This is a genomic window from Amycolatopsis plumensis (assembly GCF_042652605.1).
Taxonomy (GTDB): domain Bacteria; phylum Actinomycetota; class Actinomycetes; order Mycobacteriales; family Pseudonocardiaceae; genus Amycolatopsis; species Amycolatopsis plumensis.
Map to the genome: position 1 here is coordinate 3,809,332 of NZ_JBHSJY010000001.1, position 15,263 is coordinate 3,824,594.

Annotated in this window: 11 protein-coding genes; 4 read left to right on the forward strand and 7 right to left on the reverse strand. The window is 72.6% G+C overall.

From position 1 onward, the window contains the following. Positions 1-12: 12 nt before the first annotated feature. The 6 genes from ACFPLC_RS18470 to ACFPLC_RS18495 form a co-directional block, all read right to left on the reverse strand. Positions 13-1,632 (reverse strand): serine/threonine-protein kinase, encoded by a 1,620-nt coding sequence (locus ACFPLC_RS18470; RefSeq protein ID WP_378189180.1) that lies wholly within the window; start codon positions 1,630-1,632, stop codon positions 13-15. 215 nt (positions 1,633-1,847) lie between these two features. Then, complete coding sequence (locus ACFPLC_RS18475) at positions 1,848-2,708, reverse strand: hypothetical protein (RefSeq protein WP_378189179.1); 861 nt, start codon at positions 2,706-2,708, stop codon at positions 1,848-1,850. 260 nt (positions 2,709-2,968) lie between these two features. Continuing rightward, positions 2,969-4,495, reverse strand: a complete 1,527-nt coding sequence (locus ACFPLC_RS18480) for a hypothetical protein (RefSeq protein ID WP_378235868.1) — start codon at positions 4,493-4,495, stop codon at positions 2,969-2,971. Between the two features lie 346 nt (positions 4,496-4,841). Beyond that, entirely contained in the window at positions 4,842-5,156 is a 315-nt protein-coding gene (locus ACFPLC_RS18485; RefSeq protein ID WP_086844131.1) for a hypothetical protein, read from the reverse strand. A gap of 66 nt (positions 5,157-5,222) precedes the next feature. Further along, a complete protein-coding gene (locus ACFPLC_RS18490) occupies positions 5,223-5,519 on the reverse strand; it encodes a chorismate mutase (protein ID WP_176173200.1) in 297 nt (98 codons plus the stop codon). A gap of 161 nt (positions 5,520-5,680) precedes the next feature. Next, positions 5,681-6,106: a DUF1707 SHOCT-like domain-containing protein gene (locus ACFPLC_RS18495; RefSeq protein WP_378189177.1), complete on the reverse strand. Its 426-nt coding sequence runs from the start codon at positions 6,104-6,106 to the stop codon at positions 5,681-5,683. Positions 6,107-6,363: 257 nt separating this feature from the next. Here ACFPLC_RS18495 and pcrA point away from each other — a divergent pair, with 257 nt between their 5' ends. After that, entirely contained in the window at positions 6,364-8,778 is a 2,415-nt protein-coding gene (gene pcrA / locus ACFPLC_RS18500) for a DNA helicase PcrA (RefSeq protein WP_378189176.1), read from the forward strand. A gap of 985 nt (positions 8,779-9,763) precedes the next feature. Here pcrA and ACFPLC_RS18505 read toward each other — a convergent pair. Further along, positions 9,764-10,444, reverse strand: a complete 681-nt coding sequence (locus ACFPLC_RS18505; protein WP_378189175.1) for a M23 family metallopeptidase — start codon at positions 10,442-10,444, stop codon at positions 9,764-9,766. Positions 10,445-11,657: 1,213 nt separating this feature from the next. Between ACFPLC_RS18505 and ACFPLC_RS18510 the strand changes: the two genes are divergently transcribed. The 3 genes from ACFPLC_RS18510 to sucC all read left to right on the forward strand — a co-directional run bounded on the left by ACFPLC_RS18510 (position 11,658) and on the right by sucC (position 15,263). Next, a complete protein-coding gene (locus ACFPLC_RS18510) occupies positions 11,658-13,661 on the forward strand; it encodes a hypothetical protein (protein ID WP_378236275.1) in 2,004 nt (667 codons plus the stop codon). Continuing rightward, on the forward strand, positions 13,651-13,974 hold the full coding sequence (locus tag ACFPLC_RS18515; RefSeq protein WP_378189173.1) for a hypothetical protein: 324 nt from the start codon (positions 13,651-13,653) through the stop codon (positions 13,972-13,974). Before ACFPLC_RS18510 ends, ACFPLC_RS18515 begins: the two co-directional genes overlap by 11 nt. Before the next feature lie 119 nt (positions 13,975-14,093). Further along, the gene (sucC, locus tag ACFPLC_RS18520) at positions 14,094-15,263 is read left to right on the forward strand and encodes an ADP-forming succinate--CoA ligase subunit beta (protein ID WP_191317056.1); all 1,170 of its coding nucleotides are present in this window, start codon (positions 14,094-14,096) and stop codon (positions 15,261-15,263) included.

The following is a 15,263-nucleotide window of genomic DNA, read 5'->3' on the forward strand; positions in this document are numbered from 1 at the left end:
ACAAACCTCGGGTCACGACGTGGGGGGAGGGGTCTGCGTCACCGGCGTGGTGGGCGTCGTTTCCGGCGTCGACTCCGTAGGCGGCGTCGTCTTCGGAGTCGACTTCGACGGCGTGGTCGTCGGCGTCTCGCTGGCCCTCGACGTGGTCGCGCGCTTCGACGACGACGTCGTCTCGCTCACCGGAGGCGGCACCTCCGCCGTGCTGAACGGCGTCTCCGACAACGACGGCTCCGGCTCCGACCCTGACGTGGCGACGGGCGACGGCTTGGTGCTGGGCACCGGCGCGGCCGGTGCCTCCGGGTTGTTCGGGCTCAGCAGCCAGACGACCAGCGCGACCAGGCCCACGACCACGACGCCGCCGATGATCGCCGGGCGCTTCCACGCGCCGGGCTTGTCGTCTTCGTCGACCGGGCTCAGCTGGGGCCGCGACCGCGCCGGGGGCGGCTCCGGGTCGTCGTAATCGTCGTAGTCGTCCTCGTACCCGTCGTGCTCGTGCGGCGGGACCGGCACGGCACGGGTGGCGGCCAACCCGGGCGGCACGCCGCCGGCCGCGTGCTGGTCGTCGTGGTACTGGTCGTACCCGTCGTAGTCGTTCTCCGGGTAGCCGGTGGCCTCGGGGTAGTCGTCCTCGTCGTAGAACGGCACGGCCTGCGTCGGGGCGCCGCCGCCGTTGAGCAGCGTGCCCGAGTGACCCGCGGGGATCTCGTCGAACATCTGCGTCGCGTTCGGGTCGGCGACGGCGGCCGCGCCGAGGACGCCGGCGGACGGCGCCATCATGGTCTCGTCGGCCGGGCCACCCAGCGGGGTCTCGCCGCGGGCGACAGCCGCGAGCAGCTCTTCGCACTCCTCGGCGGTCGGCCGGTGTTCGACGTCCGGGTGCAGCAGCACGGCCAGCACGCTGGCCAGCGGCCCGGACTGGCGCGGCGGGTTGATCTGCCCGGCCGCGACCGCGTGCAGCAGGCTCAGCGTGTTCTCGGACAGCCCGAACGGCGGCTGGCCCTCGCACGCCGCGTAGAGCGTGGAGCCGAGGGAGAAGACGTCGGACTCCGGGCCGGGCTCGCCGCCGATGGCGACCTCGGGGGCCAGGTAGGCGGGGGTGCCGGCGATCATCCCGGTCTTGGTGACCGTGACGTCGTCCTTGGCGCGGGAGATGCCGAAGTCGGTGATCTTCACGACGCCGTTGCCGCCGAGCAGGATGTTGCCCGGCTTGATGTCGCGGTGCACGATGCCGACCGCGTGCGCCTCGCGCAGCGCCGCGGCGACCTGGGCACCGATGCGCGCCACCTCGGTCGGCGGCAGCGTGCGGCGCTCCTGCAGCACGGCGGCCAGGCTGGTGGAGTTGAGGTACTCCATGATCAGGCACGGCTGGCCGTTGTCGTCGGTGACGACGTCGAAGACGGAGATCGCGTTGGGGTGGTGCAGCCGGGCCGCGATCCGGCCCTCGCGCATCGTCCGCTGGCGGGCGTCCTCGGCGTCGTGCTGGTCCAGGTGCGGCTGGAGCAGGAGCTGCTTGATGGCCACGGTGCGGCCCAGGACCTCGTCGTGCGCCTGCCAGACGGCCCCCATCGCGCCCGTGCCGATCCGGCCGACGATGCGGTACCGATCGGCGACCAGACGACCCTCGTCGCTCACGCGACCTCCCTTTGGGCTCCGGCTTCACCAGGGCGTGCGGTTCGATGCCTGGTGACGCGGCCGCGAACACGCCGCTTCGCTGGAGCGTATGCACATGTCGTGGGCTCTGAGCCGGTTTTTCCGAGACCGGCCCGTGACAAGGCTAGGCGCTCACTCTGCGCACACGAATCCGGCACGGGCACTTGAACCTGGGGTGAAGGGGTGGTCGCCGTGGGCTACATGTATTGGGCGGAGACGAGCTGGGCTTCGGTGATCAGCCCACCGGCGTCGGCGACCCGGAACAGCTGGGTGACGCGCACCAGCGCGCCGTCCGGCCGGTGCAGGGTCGCGACCGCGAGGATCGAGCCGTCCGGGTTGATCTGCGTGTCCGCCTCCTGGACGTCGATGGCGTCCATCGAGCTCCAGGTGCGGACCAGCTCGCCTGCCGTGCCGTCGACCAGCGCCGGGCTCAGCAGCGCCAGCGCGCCCGCCGAGTCGCGGGCGATCTTGGCGTAGAACTCCTTGACGGCCTGGATCTTGCGGCTCGCGCTGCGGGCGTCGGCCGCCTTGTCCGGGACCGGGGTGGTGGCGGCCGGGGCCGGCTGGGACCGCGGGGTGCCGTTCGCCGGCTGGCTGGACGGCGGGTCCTCGGCGCGCGTCCCCGGCGTCACCGGGCTGTGCCGCTCCGGCGCGCTGCCACCGGCCTGGTGCTGCGGGACGGCGAGGCCGCCGAGCTCCGCCGCGCCGGTGAACCCGGCGGGCGTGGACTGGCCGCCGGAGGAGGTGGCGGCGCGGTGCGAGCTGGTCAGCATCGGCGCGGCGACCACGGCGCCGGCGACGAGCGCGCCCGCGGCGACCAGCCCGGTCAGCTTCGCGCGGCGCGCGAACCGGCTTTCCGGCTCGCCGTCGTCTTCGGCCTGCTCCGGCTCGCGGACCGGCTCGGGCCGCGACGGCAGGAACCGCTGTGGGTCGCGGAAGACCTGCTCGAGGTGGTCGCGGTCGGCGTCGGCGACGCCGTCCAGGATCTCGGCCGGGATGACGTCCTCGACGCGGACGGCGTGGGGTGACTCACGCCGTGTGCGCTGCCGATCAAGCACGAAAGTCCTCGCTCTGGGTTCCGGGGACGGTCACTCGGCCGTTCGGCCGGGCTCCCGTTGGTCCGGCCGGCCGACTCGTGGCCGGTCTCCGGATTCGTTGTCGTCAGGTAACCCTGTGCGGACGGCGACCACCAGGCTCTGTCGCCGGAATGCCGTCGCCACACGACGAGCGGCAGCTTATGTCACCCACCCGGACCAGGCATAACCGCTCGGCGCACCGCACGTGCATCAGAACGGGCGAACCGCACGTGCAGGTGCGGCTACTGGCCGTCAGCGGTGATCTTGTCGCCGTCGCCGAACGTCAGGGTGCGCTCCTCGACGGTCTTGGTCCCGTCGGTGTGGGTCACTTCGACGGTGTTGACCGTGACGCCGCGCTGCTGGTCGATGCTGACCTTCTTGACTTCGAAGTAGGCGATGCCGGCGTAGCGGTCGGCGAGCGCCTGCGGCCCCTCGTCGTGCAGCCGGCCGGTGGTCACCGCCGACGCCGCGGACGGGTCGGTGGTGACGGTGTTGAAGAACTTCTCCGAGTTGTCCCCCATGGTCTGGGCGTCGGGCGGGAAGGAGTACCACCACGGTGGCTTGACCGGGGTTTCGCGCTGGGCGGGCGTGACCGGCGGCTTCCGCGGCGTCGCGCTCGGCCGGGCGGGGCCGGTCGTCGTCGTGTCGGGCGCGGTGTGGGTGCCGGCGTGGGGCGGGGGAGTCACGCTGTCGACCGGCCCGGCGCCACTGCCACGCTCGCCGGCGGCGGCATCGTCTTCCGGCCGGGACGGGCTCTCCGGCCCGGGCGCGGAGCCGCCCTGCGTGGGCGGCCGGTGCTCGCCGGTGGGATCGGCGATGGTGGGCGCGCCCTGGTAGCCCGGCCAGGCGCCTTGCACGGCCTGGTCCACCGGCGGCTTCCCGACGAGGAAGGAGCCGGCGCAGAGCAGCCCGACGACTACGGCTCCGGAGGCCCCGGTGGCGAACCAGGCGGCCTTCTTCCAGGTCTTCGGCGGCGTCACCGACGCGGGGACGGACCCGATGGCGAACCCGCCGAGCCCGCCGAGCTCATCGAGCTCGTCGAGCGGCGGCGCGGAGTAGATGCGGACGTCGTCTTCGTCGAGGTCGACGTTCCGTGGCGCAGGAGCGGCCAGCGAGACGCGGGTGCGCCGGGCGGCCTGCTCGGCGTGGCTTTCGGTGACGGGGGCCTCGTCCTGGTCCTCTTCGTCTTCGTCCTGGTCGAAGGCGTCGAGGGGGAGGCTGCCGTGTGCGGCGGGGAACAGGGGAGCGGAGGGCCGCCGGTTCCGGGGCTGCGGCAGCAACGGCGGATCGAGCGGCAGCAGTCCGCGCACCGGCGGATCGGCCGGCTCGGGAGCGGCGGAGCAGGGCCGGAAAGGGCGGTCGGCGGCCTCCGGGGGGTGGTGCGCCCACGGAAGCGAACCGGGCACCGGAGGTTCGCCCGGACGGGAATCGGAGGCTCGGAGCCGGAAAGGGCGAGCGCCACCCTCCGGCGGCTCGGCGGTTCCGCGGAACCGTGCCGGGTAGCCGGGTTCCTGGCCCGGCGCCCGCCGCCGCAACGGGGGCGAGCCGACCTCGGCCGTTCCGCGGTACCGCACCGGAAACCCGGGCTCGGGCGGCTCGTACCTCGGCAAGGGCGGCGAACCGGGCTCGGGCGCGACGCCCGCGGCGTGGTGCCGCACGGGGCGGTGCTGGGGCAGCGGTGGCGTCCAGGTTTCCGCGCCGCCACGCCGGTGCCGCCCCGGGTGGGCGGGCATCGCGGCGTGTCCGTGGAACTCCGTGCCTTGGCTCATGTGGGCTCGACCACCCGGCCGTGCGGTCCTGACGCCGTCCGGCGGCGGGACGACCCGATCGGAGCATCCTCACGCGCGGAATCCCGTTCGGAATACTGCGCAAAGGACTGCGCAAATGCACGCGCACGCGACGGCAGGCGCGCGGGGCCAGTGCCCCCGCGCGTCCCCCGGGCATCGCCCGACCCAGACGCAAGGGTCCTCACAACGTCAACCCTAGGAGCATCCGGTGGAGAAAGTCGCCCCCAAACCTGCAAGTTGCAGAGGTTTCACTCGGTCGGGCGCGACCGAACGGGCGATGGTGACGCTGCGAAGTTTCACGCAGGGCCATCGCCCCTGATCAGGGGTTTCAGCCTCCCGTGCGGTAACGATCGCGCGTGGATTGCAGCGCCTTCGTCGCCACCACGCCGCTACCGGCGGCGACGATGATCGCGAAGACGTCCAGCGTCGGTCCCCCGGCCGTGAGCAACCAGGCGAACAGGGAAGCCGCGGTGGTACCGCCGGCAACGGCCCACCTGCTCTTGACGTACTGCGCGACCGGAGCGCCGCCGGCCCGCTTACCCGCCGCGTTGTTGAGCAGCGCCAGATACCCCACATGGCCCAGCGCGGCCAGCACGCTCGCGAGCGCGACGATGACGGCGATGAGGTTCACGAGCCAATCCATGACCCCAGTCTGCCCGCATCCCGCCCGCCGGTGCCTCGGGGAAGACCCCGAAATTCGCCGCAACCGTTACCGGCCGAGCCGCCCGCGGCCCAGGTTCAGCAGCGCCATGGCCAGCTGCCGGCCGTCCGGGCCGAGTTCGCGGTAGCGCGCGAGCACGTCCATCTCGCGGTTGTAGACGATGCGCGTGCCGCCGGCGGCCATCCGCGCGGCCCCGATCGTCTTGGACACCTCGACCCGGCGTTTGACGAGCCGGAGGATCTCCTTGTCCAGGTGGTCGATCTCCTCGCGGAGCGCAGCGATGTCGTCGCCCGCGGGGGTGTGCTCGGCGGGCTGTCCGTCGGCGTTCGTCGCGTGTGCGTTCATCGGGACCTCTTCCTCGAGACCCGGATCCGGCCCCAGGGACGGCGACAGCCCCGGGTCCGTGGACTCCGGGGCTGGCGTGATGGCGGTTCGGGCACTACGCGATCACGGGAGCCGGAGTCCGGGTCCCGTAAAAAAATCGCTTCGCGTGGTGCCGCATGCGGTCAGTATGGCACAGCGGGGCGGACGCGCTCCCGGACCGAGCGCACCCGAGCATGAACAAAGAGGCTCACGCCGAGCCAGAACACCGGGAACACCGGCCAGAAGAACCCGGCGCCCAGCACGGCCCAGCGGGCGATCACCAGCACGGCGATCGCGACCACCACGGCGAGGTGGACGCGCAGCGCGGGATGGCGCCGCAGCGCCTCCCGGCTCAGCGGGAAGCCGGGCGAGGGCGGCGCGGGCCGCGGCAGGTCGGCGGTGAGCGCGGCGAGTTCGTCGGTGAACCGCGCGGCGTAGACGCGGCCGAGGCGTTCTTCGACCTCGTCGAGGGTGAGCCGGCCTTCGGAACCGGCGGTCTGGACGGCGGTGGCGACGCGGTCACGATCGGCGTCGGCGGCCCGGATGCGGGCGGAGCTGGTGTCTTCCATGTCCGCCGATGTTCCGCGCGCCGGGGCCGCCGCGCGTCAGGTGCCGGGCGACACCTGCGGCTACGCCCTCCGCGGTACCCGGCGCCGGGCCGGACGTCAGGAATGAGTCATTCACTGCGTCCCACGCCAGGAATGAGTCATTCACTGCGTCTAAAGCCAGGAATGGGTCATTCCTGGCGCTCCCCGCCGAAGCACCGCCCCGCGGACCCGGCGCGGTTTACCGGGCCCCGGGCCGCCCGGGGTAGCGTGGACGCACGATGGACACCCTCTTCGATCTCCCCGCCGCGACCCCTGTGCGCAAGCCCGCCGCCGGCGGGCAGGCCGAGCTGCTCGACGACCTCAACCCCGCCCAGCGCGAAGCCGTCACCCACGCCGGTGGCCCGCTGCTGGTGGTGGCGGGCGCGGGATCGGGCAAGACCCGGGTGCTGACCCGCCGGATCGCCTACCTGCTCGGGCAACGCCGCGTGCACCCCGGCGAAATCATGGCCATCACGTTCACCAACAAGGCCGCCGCCGAAATGCGCGAGCGCGTCGCCGCGCTCGTCGGGCGCCGCGCGAACGCGATGTGGGTGTCGACGTTCCACTCGATGTGCGTGCGGATCCTGCGCCGTGAAGCCAAAACCCTGGACATGTCGTCGAGCTTCTCGATCTACGACTCCGACGACACCAAGCGGCTGATCACCTTGGTGGCGCGCGATCTCGACATCGACCCGAAGCGCTACGCCGCCCGCACGCTCGCCGTGCACATCTCGAACCTGAAGAACGAGCTCACCGACCCGGAGACCGCGGCGGCGAACGCGGGCAACGACCTCGAGCGCCGCGTCGCCGAGGTCTACGGCGAGTACCAGCGGCGGCTCAACCAGGCCAACGCCTTCGACTTCGACGACCTCATCATGCGCACGGTCTCGCTGCTGCAGGCGTTCCCGGACGTCGCCGAGTACTACCGGCGGCGCTTCCGCCACGTGCTGGTCGACGAGTACCAGGACACGAACCACGCGCAGTACACCCTGGTCCGCGAGCTGGCCGGGACGGCGCCGAACGAGGCGGGTGTCGAGCCGGCCGAGCTGGTCGTCGTCGGTGACGCGGACCAGTCGATCTACGCCTTCCGCGGCGCGACGATCCGCAACATCGAGGAGTTCGAGCGGGACTTCCCGAACGCGCACACGATCCTGCTGGAGCAGAACTACCGCTCCACGCAGACGATCCTGTCCGCGGCCAACGCCGTCATCGAGCGGAACCCGAACCGCCGGGCGAAGCGGCTGTGGACGGATTCGGGCGACGGCGAGAAGATCGTCGGCTACGTCGCGGACAACGACCACGACGAAGCCGCGTTCGTCGCGGGCGAGATCGACGCGCTGGCGGAGAAGGGCGAAGCCGACTACTCCGACGTCGCCGTCTTCTACCGCACCAACAACCAGTCCCGCGTCTTCGAAGAGATCTTCATCCGGCTCGGCCTGCCGTACAAGGTCGTCGGCGGCGTGCGGTTCTACGAGCGCCGCGAAGTCCGCGACATGATCGCCTATCTGCGCGTGCTGGCGAACCCGGAGGACACGGTCAGCCTGCGGCGCGTGCTGAACGTCCCCAAGCGCGGCATCGGCGACCGCGCCGAAGCCGTCGTGGCGACGCACGCCGAGCGCGAGCGCATCTCCTTCGCGCAGGCACTGCGGGACGCCGTCGAAGGCAAGGTGCCCCTGCTGAACCCGCGCTCGGTCAAGGCGATCGGCGGGTTCGTGGCGCTGCTCGACGAGCTGGGCGCGCTGGTCTCGGACGGCGCCGAGGTGCACGACGTCCTGGAAGCGGTGCTGGACCAGACCGGCTACCGCGTCGAGCTCGAGGAGTCGGAAGACCCGCAGGACCACACGCGCGTGGAGAACCTGGACGAGCTCGTCACGGTCGCGCGGGAGTTCACCGAGATCACCGCCGAGGTCGTCGCGGACGAGAACGCCGAGCTGGTCGTGGAGGAGGGCGTCCCGGCGCCGGGCTCGCTGCCGGCGTTCCTCGAGCGCGTTTCGCTGGTCGCGGACGCCGACTCGGTGCCGTCGCCCGACGGCGGCGAGGAAGGCGACGGCGGCGCGGGCGTGGTCACGCTGATGACCGTGCACACCGCGAAGGGCCTGGAGTACCCGGTGGTCTTCTGCACCGGCTGGGAGGACGGCGTCTTCCCGCACATGCGGGCGCTCGGCGATCCGACCGAGCTGGCGGAGGAGCGGCGGCTGGCGTACGTCGCGATCACGCGCGCGCGGAAGCGGTTGTACGTCTCGCGCGCGATCACGCGCTCGGCGTGGGGCCAGCCGTCGATGAACCCGGCTTCGCGGTTCCTCGACGAGCTGCCGCCGGACCTGGTCGACTGGCGGCGGCTGGAGCCCTCCAGCAGCGGCTTCGGCTCGTTCGGTTCCGGTTCGCGCGGCACCCCGCGGGCGGCGACCACGTGGGGCGGCCGCCGGTCCTCTTCGCCGTCTTCGTCGGGCACGCCCTCGTTCGGCAAGGGCTGGAAGGACACGGTGGCGCTGAAGCTGGACGTCGGCGACCGCGTCAGCCACGACAAGTACGGCCTGGGCACGGTGATTTCGTGCGACGGCGTCGGCCCGCGCGCGACGGCCACGATCGACTTCGGCCAGGCGGGCAAGGTCCGCCTGATGCTGATCGGCAGCGTGCCGATGGTGAAGCTCTAGCCACTCGTCCGAGTGAATCCGGCGGCGATCTTCCCGATCGCCGCCGGAATCGTCGTACCCACCCGGTACAACTGACCCTGCGATCGAACAAAGGTTCGACGGAGGGGGTAGTGTGGTGTGGACGCGGTGCTGTTTGGCCTGTTGGCCGAAGGGGTACAGAAATATCTGCGAGGAGTCCTGGGGACGAGGGTTCCGGATCGGGGTCGGGAGCCTTCGGGGGCTTCGGGAAGCTCTTCGCGTGCGGGAGCGGAGGCGTGCCGGCTGGCCGCCGCCTGGCGAGCGTTGCTCAGGCAGCACGAGCTCGGTGCGGACGGGCGTTGTGTCACCTGCGGCCGGGGACGCCGCTGGACGACCAGAGCCCGCAGTGCCGCGCGTGTCCGCTCCGCGGGGGGCGCAGGGGGAGCTGTGCCGTGGGGCTGGCTGCCGGTCCGGCGGCCGGCGGAGCTGTGCACGGTGTGGCAGGTCGCGGTGGCGTACTTCATCCGGCGGTTACCGGGCGGACAGCGATAGGCGGTTGCGGCCGCTGAGCCGCCTGTGGGCGCTTTTTCCGGGCTCCGGAGTGGTCTCTGTCCTCCGGCGGGTCTCGGCTCGGCCTGAAGCGCTCCTCGCGTCGTCGCCGAGTCGCGGTGCCCCATCTCGCCGGGATGCCGGGGGTGTCTCGCGTCCGGAATGCCGTGAGCCCGGCACGTGCTTCCGCCGAGGAGCGGCGAACTCGCCGGACCTGCGTGGTGTCGTGCGGCCCGTTTCGTCGGGCGCCGGGGAAGACGTACCCGATCCGGTTGTTTGTGTTTGGCCCCTGGCGGTGAACCTTGATCTTGTGACCGGTTCCAGCACCCGAGCGGCTCGGCGGAGCGCGTGCCTTCAGCGCCCTTCGCCGGTGGCGGCTGCCCGCGCTGTCCCGGCCGGAGCAGGAGGATGCTCTACGGCCGGGCTTCCGCTGTCGGGCGTGCTGGTGGTGCCTGGTCCCGTGCCGGGAGCGAACGGATCAGAGAACGATGCCGCGCGCGGCCAGCCAGGGCCGGGGGTCGATCTTCTTGGTGCCGTTCTGCCACACCTCGAAGTGCAGGTGCGGGCCGGTGCTCTGGCCGCGGTTGCCGATCTCGGCGATCTGCTGGCCGCACTTGACCTTCTGCCCCTCCTTGACGGAGAAGCTGTTCATGTGGCCGTAGACCTGGATCGTGCCGTCGTCGAGCTGGATCCGCACCCAGAGGCCGAAACCGCTGGCCGGGCCGGCCTCGATCACGGTGCCGTCGGAGGCGGCGTAGATCGGCGTGCCGATGGCGTTGGCGATGTCGATGCCGAGGTGACTGGTGCCCCACCGGGCACCGAAGCCCGAGGTGAAGGTGCCGTGCGCGGGCAGGCAGGTCTTGGGGCGGGAGGCTTCTTCGGCGGCCCTCTTGGCGGCGTCGGCTTCGCGCTGCTCGCGGGCCTGCGTGACGGAGGCGCTGTCGGCGAGCTTGGCGGCTTCGGCGGAGGCGTCGACGGCGTGGCCGGTCGGCAGGAGCTCGGGGGCGCCCCCGGAGCCCGCACCTCCCGCGGTCAGCGAAGCGCTGGCGTCCTGGCTGTTGGCCAGGGGGGTGACGGCGGTGTTGGAGTCGGTGACCGTCTTGAGGGTCGAGCCCGCAGCAGCGGCGGCGAACGCACCAGCCGCAACAGCGGCAACCACGACACGGCCGCGAAGGGCCGAAGAGGGCGGGGCGATGCGGTGCGCACCCCGGACACGGACGACCGCGCCTTCGAGCGCGTCCTTCAGTGCCGGGGAAGGAGCTTGGCCGCCGGGGGAGCGGTGTGAAGCCAAGACAGGGCCTTCCATCGTCGGGGAGCCGGGTCGAGGACTGCGGGCGGGGGAACCCGGTGAGCCAACCTCGGGGGTGGTTTGCTCGGCGTCCTACTTCGTGACCTGACTGTAATGGGGACCCCGGGACAGTAACGAAGGGGTACCGCTGTCGGCAAGACGTGCCCCCGCTGTGGGCCGTTCGAGTGGAACCGGCGGCCCTCTCACCTGTGTAAATCACCCAAAGTTAGAGGGGGTTTACGGCGTTCGGTGTGACTTGCCTTACAGGCCGAAGGGGTGGTGAAGGCCCGCCAAAAGGCCCAACGGGGCCTCTGGAGGGGTCACGAGCCGGAATAACGAATTGCCGAAGAGGGTTTAAGCGCATCCGACGACTCGCGCCCCGCCGAGAGCTCCCGCGCGACCCGAACTTGCTAGCGTCGCGGGCAATATGCCCCCACGCGCAGAACCCCCCACCGGAAGCACCCCCGGCCCCCGCGAAGAACCCGAGGCCCGTGGTCCCGGCCAGGCAGCCCCGACCCCGCCCACGGCAAGCCAGGGCGACCTCAGGCGGGAATCCACCGGCCCGAGTGGGAGCGAACCGACCGCCGCCGACCCGACCCAGCCGGTGCCTGCTGCGGGCGGCGGACAGGCCGAAAACCCGGCCGGGTCTGCGGCAGCTAGCCAGTCCGGCGGTGCCTCGGGACCCACGCCTGCGCCGGCGAGCGGGCGGAGCGAGCTCGAAAGCTCCACTACCTCCGGAGCCGCCGCGACGGGCGCTGCCGAGCCCGACCCGCCAACGCGGCCCGTGCCTGCCGCCGCCGGCGGCGGGCAGGCCAAGTCCGAAAGCCCGGCCGGCTCCGGGGAAGCTGCTCGGTCCGGCGGTGCCTCGCGGCCCACGCCGGCGGCGCGAGGTGGGGGGAGCGAGCCCGAAAGCTCCACTAACTCCGGGGCCGGGGCGACGGGCGCTGCCGAGCCCGACCCGCCAACGCGGCCCGTGCCTGCCGCCGCCGACGGCGGGCAGGCCAAGTCCGAAAACTCCGCCTCCACCGGTGATGCCGCCGCCGAGCCGGATCCGCCCACGCGACCGGTGCCCGCCGCCGGCGGGGTGCCGGAAAACTCCGCCACCCCCGCGGGCGGTGCCTCGAGCGCCCGGCAGCCCGCCTCCAGAAACTCCGCCACCTCTGCGGCCCGGGCCTCGAGCGCCGGGCAGCCCGCCTCCGGGAACTCCGCCGAATCCGAGCCACCGACAAGCCCGGTCCCCGCAGCGGCACGTGTACCCGGCGTGCCCGAAAACGCCACCACCTCCCAGCGTGACTCAGCCAAGTCCGGCAAACCGCAACCCACCCAGCAAAAACCCCGAACCACAGCCACCGAGCCCACCGAACCCTGGGCCGACGACACCGACACCCGCCCCACCAGCGCCCTCAAAACCGCCCTCGCCCTGGCCGCCCTCGGCGCCGTTGCCCTCACCGCCGCCGCGGTCGTTCCCGTCTCGCCCGCCGCCGGTCCCGGGTTCACCAGCTGGCCGTGGCTCGCCCTTCTCGCGCTCGCTCCCGCCGTTGCCGCCGTCTGGCTGGCCTTCACCGGAAAGCCCGGCCTCGGTGGCGGCCTGGTCCTCGGCCTGGCCGCCCTCGCGCCCGGGCGCCTGGTCCTCGACCTGCAGTTCGCCGTCAACGGCCCGCTCACCATCCGGCCCGAGCTCTACCTGCCTGACCGGTTCCTCGGCAGCTCGGCCGTCGGCGGCGGGTTCTGGCTGCTCGTCGCCGGGGACGTCCTGACCGGGGCTGCCGGAGTTGTCGCCTGGCGGGCCCTCCGGAGCCACGACGAGCCCGAACGACGGCGCTGGCGGCTGCTCGTCCCGCTGCTCGCCGTCGTCGCCGGGGCCGGGCTGCTCACCGCGCCCGTCCACTCCGACAACGGCTTCCTGCTCGCCCGCGCCGCCTTCGAAGGGCCGTGGCCGGCCCTCGGCGGCTACCTCCTGCTCGCCGCCGCCCTGCCGCTCGCCGCCGCGGTCGCTCTCGCCGCTCCGGCCGAGCGCGTTGCCCGGGGGGCGCTCGCCGGGCTGGCCGCGGGTGCCTTCGCCGTCGCCGCGCCGCCCGTTCTCGCCGGTCTCTTCCGGGCCGACCTGCACGTCACCTGGGGCCCCGCCCTCGCACTCGTCGCGATGGCGATCGTCGGCGGCCTCGCGGGCACGCGGCTCACCGAAAGCACCCAGAAGGCCGAGACCGGCGCCGCGAACCTCCCCGGCCTCTTCTGGTGGCGGCTCACCACCGGCCTGCTCGGCCTCGCCACCGCGATCGCCGCGCTCATCGGCGCCTTCGCGCCGCAGGTCGCCGTCACCGCGCTGAACCCGGGGGCCAGCGCGCCGGTCAGCGCCGCCGCCGACAGTCCCGCGCGCTGGTTCCTGCTCGCCGCCGCGCTCGTGCTCGCCGTTCCCGCCGCCGGGGTGCTCGTCCCGACGACCGCCGTCGTCGCGCGGCCGGTGCTCGGGGTGGCCTGGGCCGGGATCGTGCTGGCCGGCACGGCCGTCCTCAACACCGCACTGACCGCCACCCAGGCCGGCAACCTCGCCGGCTTCGGGGGCGCGGCCGCGCCCGTCTTCACCTACGACCTCGGCGCCGGCGCCGCCTGGACGTTCGCCGCGCTCGTGCTCGCCGCGCTGGCCGCGCTCGCCGCCGCCGGCACCGGTGTCGTCGAACGCGAGGACGCCGGGGACGGCACCGAGCCGGACGGCAAGAACCTCACCTTCGTCGTGGCCGGCGCCGTCCTGGCCGTCGCCGCGTTCGGGCTGCCGGTCTTCGCCGTCCCCGGCTACGTCGCCGCGGGCCTCTGGTCCCATCTCGACACCCCGTCCTGGGGCCTGCTGACCGCCGCCGTGGTCGTCGTCGGCGCCGCCGCGCTCGCCACGCGCTCCCGGCCCAAGCCGGCGGCCGGCCTGCTCGCCGGCGCCGCCCTGCTCACCGCGCTGCACGCCGCGGAGCTGCCGCTCGTCGGCGGCTCGCTGGGCGGCGCGAGCCCGGCCACCGGGTTCTGGGTCGCGCTCGCCGCCACGGCCGCGTTGCTGCTCGCCGCCGGACTCTCGGCTGCCGGGGCCCGCCGTGCGCCGTGAGCGTCTGCGGGTGCTGCTCGTGGAGTTCGAGAAGCCCGATCCGGCCGCCGTCGCGCTGGGCCGCGTCCTGCGTGACGACGGCGTGGAGGTCGTCCACGCCGGTCGGCTGGACACGCTCGAACAGCTCCGGAGCACCGCCGAACAGGAGGACCCGGACGCGGTCGGCGTGCTCGGCGCCGCGCCGCCCGAAGGCCTCGAAGCCGCGCTCGGCGACGTCCCGGTCTTCACCGCCGCGACGGCCCCGGAAGTGGTGAAACGGCTCGCCGGTGGGCGGTCTCACACCGGTGAAGCACCGTCTGACCGCGCACGGTGACCGACTTCACCAGGTGCGGAGTCCCCTGCGTCTGCGCAGGTCGCTAACCTCGACTGGTCCGACAGCGCGGTCCGGTCATGCGGACCACCACAGTGGCGTGTCGTCAGGAGACTGGAGTAGTGGACCTCTACGAGTACCAGGCGAGGGATCTCTTCGCCGCCCACGGAGTACCGGTTCTGCCGGGCTCGGTGGCTAGCACCCCCGAAGAAGCCAAGACCGCCGCGGAGCAGATCGGCAACCAGGTCGTCGTCAAGGCGCAGGTGAAGGTCGGCGGCCGTGGCAAGGCGGGCGGCGTCAAGCTGGCCCAGACGCCGGACGAGGCGAAGGAGAAGGCGGAAGCCATCCTCGGCCTCGACATCAAGGGCCACATCACGCGTCGCGTGCTCGTGGCCGAAGCCTCGGACATCGCGTCCGAGTACTACTTCTCCTTCCTGCTGGACCGCGCGAACCGCACGTTCCTGGCGATGGCGTCCTCCGAGGGCGGCATGGAGATCGAGCAGCTCGCGGTCGAGCGCCCGGAAGCGCTCGCGAAGATCCCGGTCGACGCGATCGCCGGGGTCGACAAGGCGAAGGCGCTCGAGATCCTGAAGGCCGGCCACTTCCCGGCCGACATCATCGACGAAGCCGCCGACGTCGTGGTGAAGCTCTGGGAGACCTTCGTCTCCGAGGACGCCACCCTGGTCGAGGTCAACCCGCTGGTCCGCGACCCGCAGGACAAGATCATCGCCCTCGACGGCAAGGTCACCCTCGACGAGAACGCGGACTTCCGCCAGCCGGGCCACGAGGCCCTGGTCGACAAGGACGCGGAGAACCCCCTCGAGGCGAAGGCCAAGGCCAAGAACCTCAACTACGTCAAGCTCGACGGCCAGGTCGGCATCATCGGCAACGGCGCGGGCCTGGTCATGTCCACTTTGGACGTCGTGGCGTACGCGGGCGAGAAGCACGGCGGCGTGAAGCCGGCGAACTTCCTCGACATCGGCGGCGGCGCGTCGGCCGAGGTCATGGCGGCCGGGCTGGACGTCATCCTCAACGACACCGACGTGAAGAGCGTCTTCGTCAACGTCTTCGGCGGCATCACCGCCTGCGACGCGGTGGCGAACGGCATCGTCGAGGCCCTGAAGATCCTGGGCGACGAGGCCACCAAGCCGCTGGTCGTCCGCCTGGACGGCAACAACGTCGTCGAGGGTCGCCAGATCCTGGCCGACGCGAACCACCCGCTGGTCACCGTGGTGGACACAATGGACAACGCGGCCGACAAGGCTGCCGAGCTCGCCGCGGCAGGTGCGTGA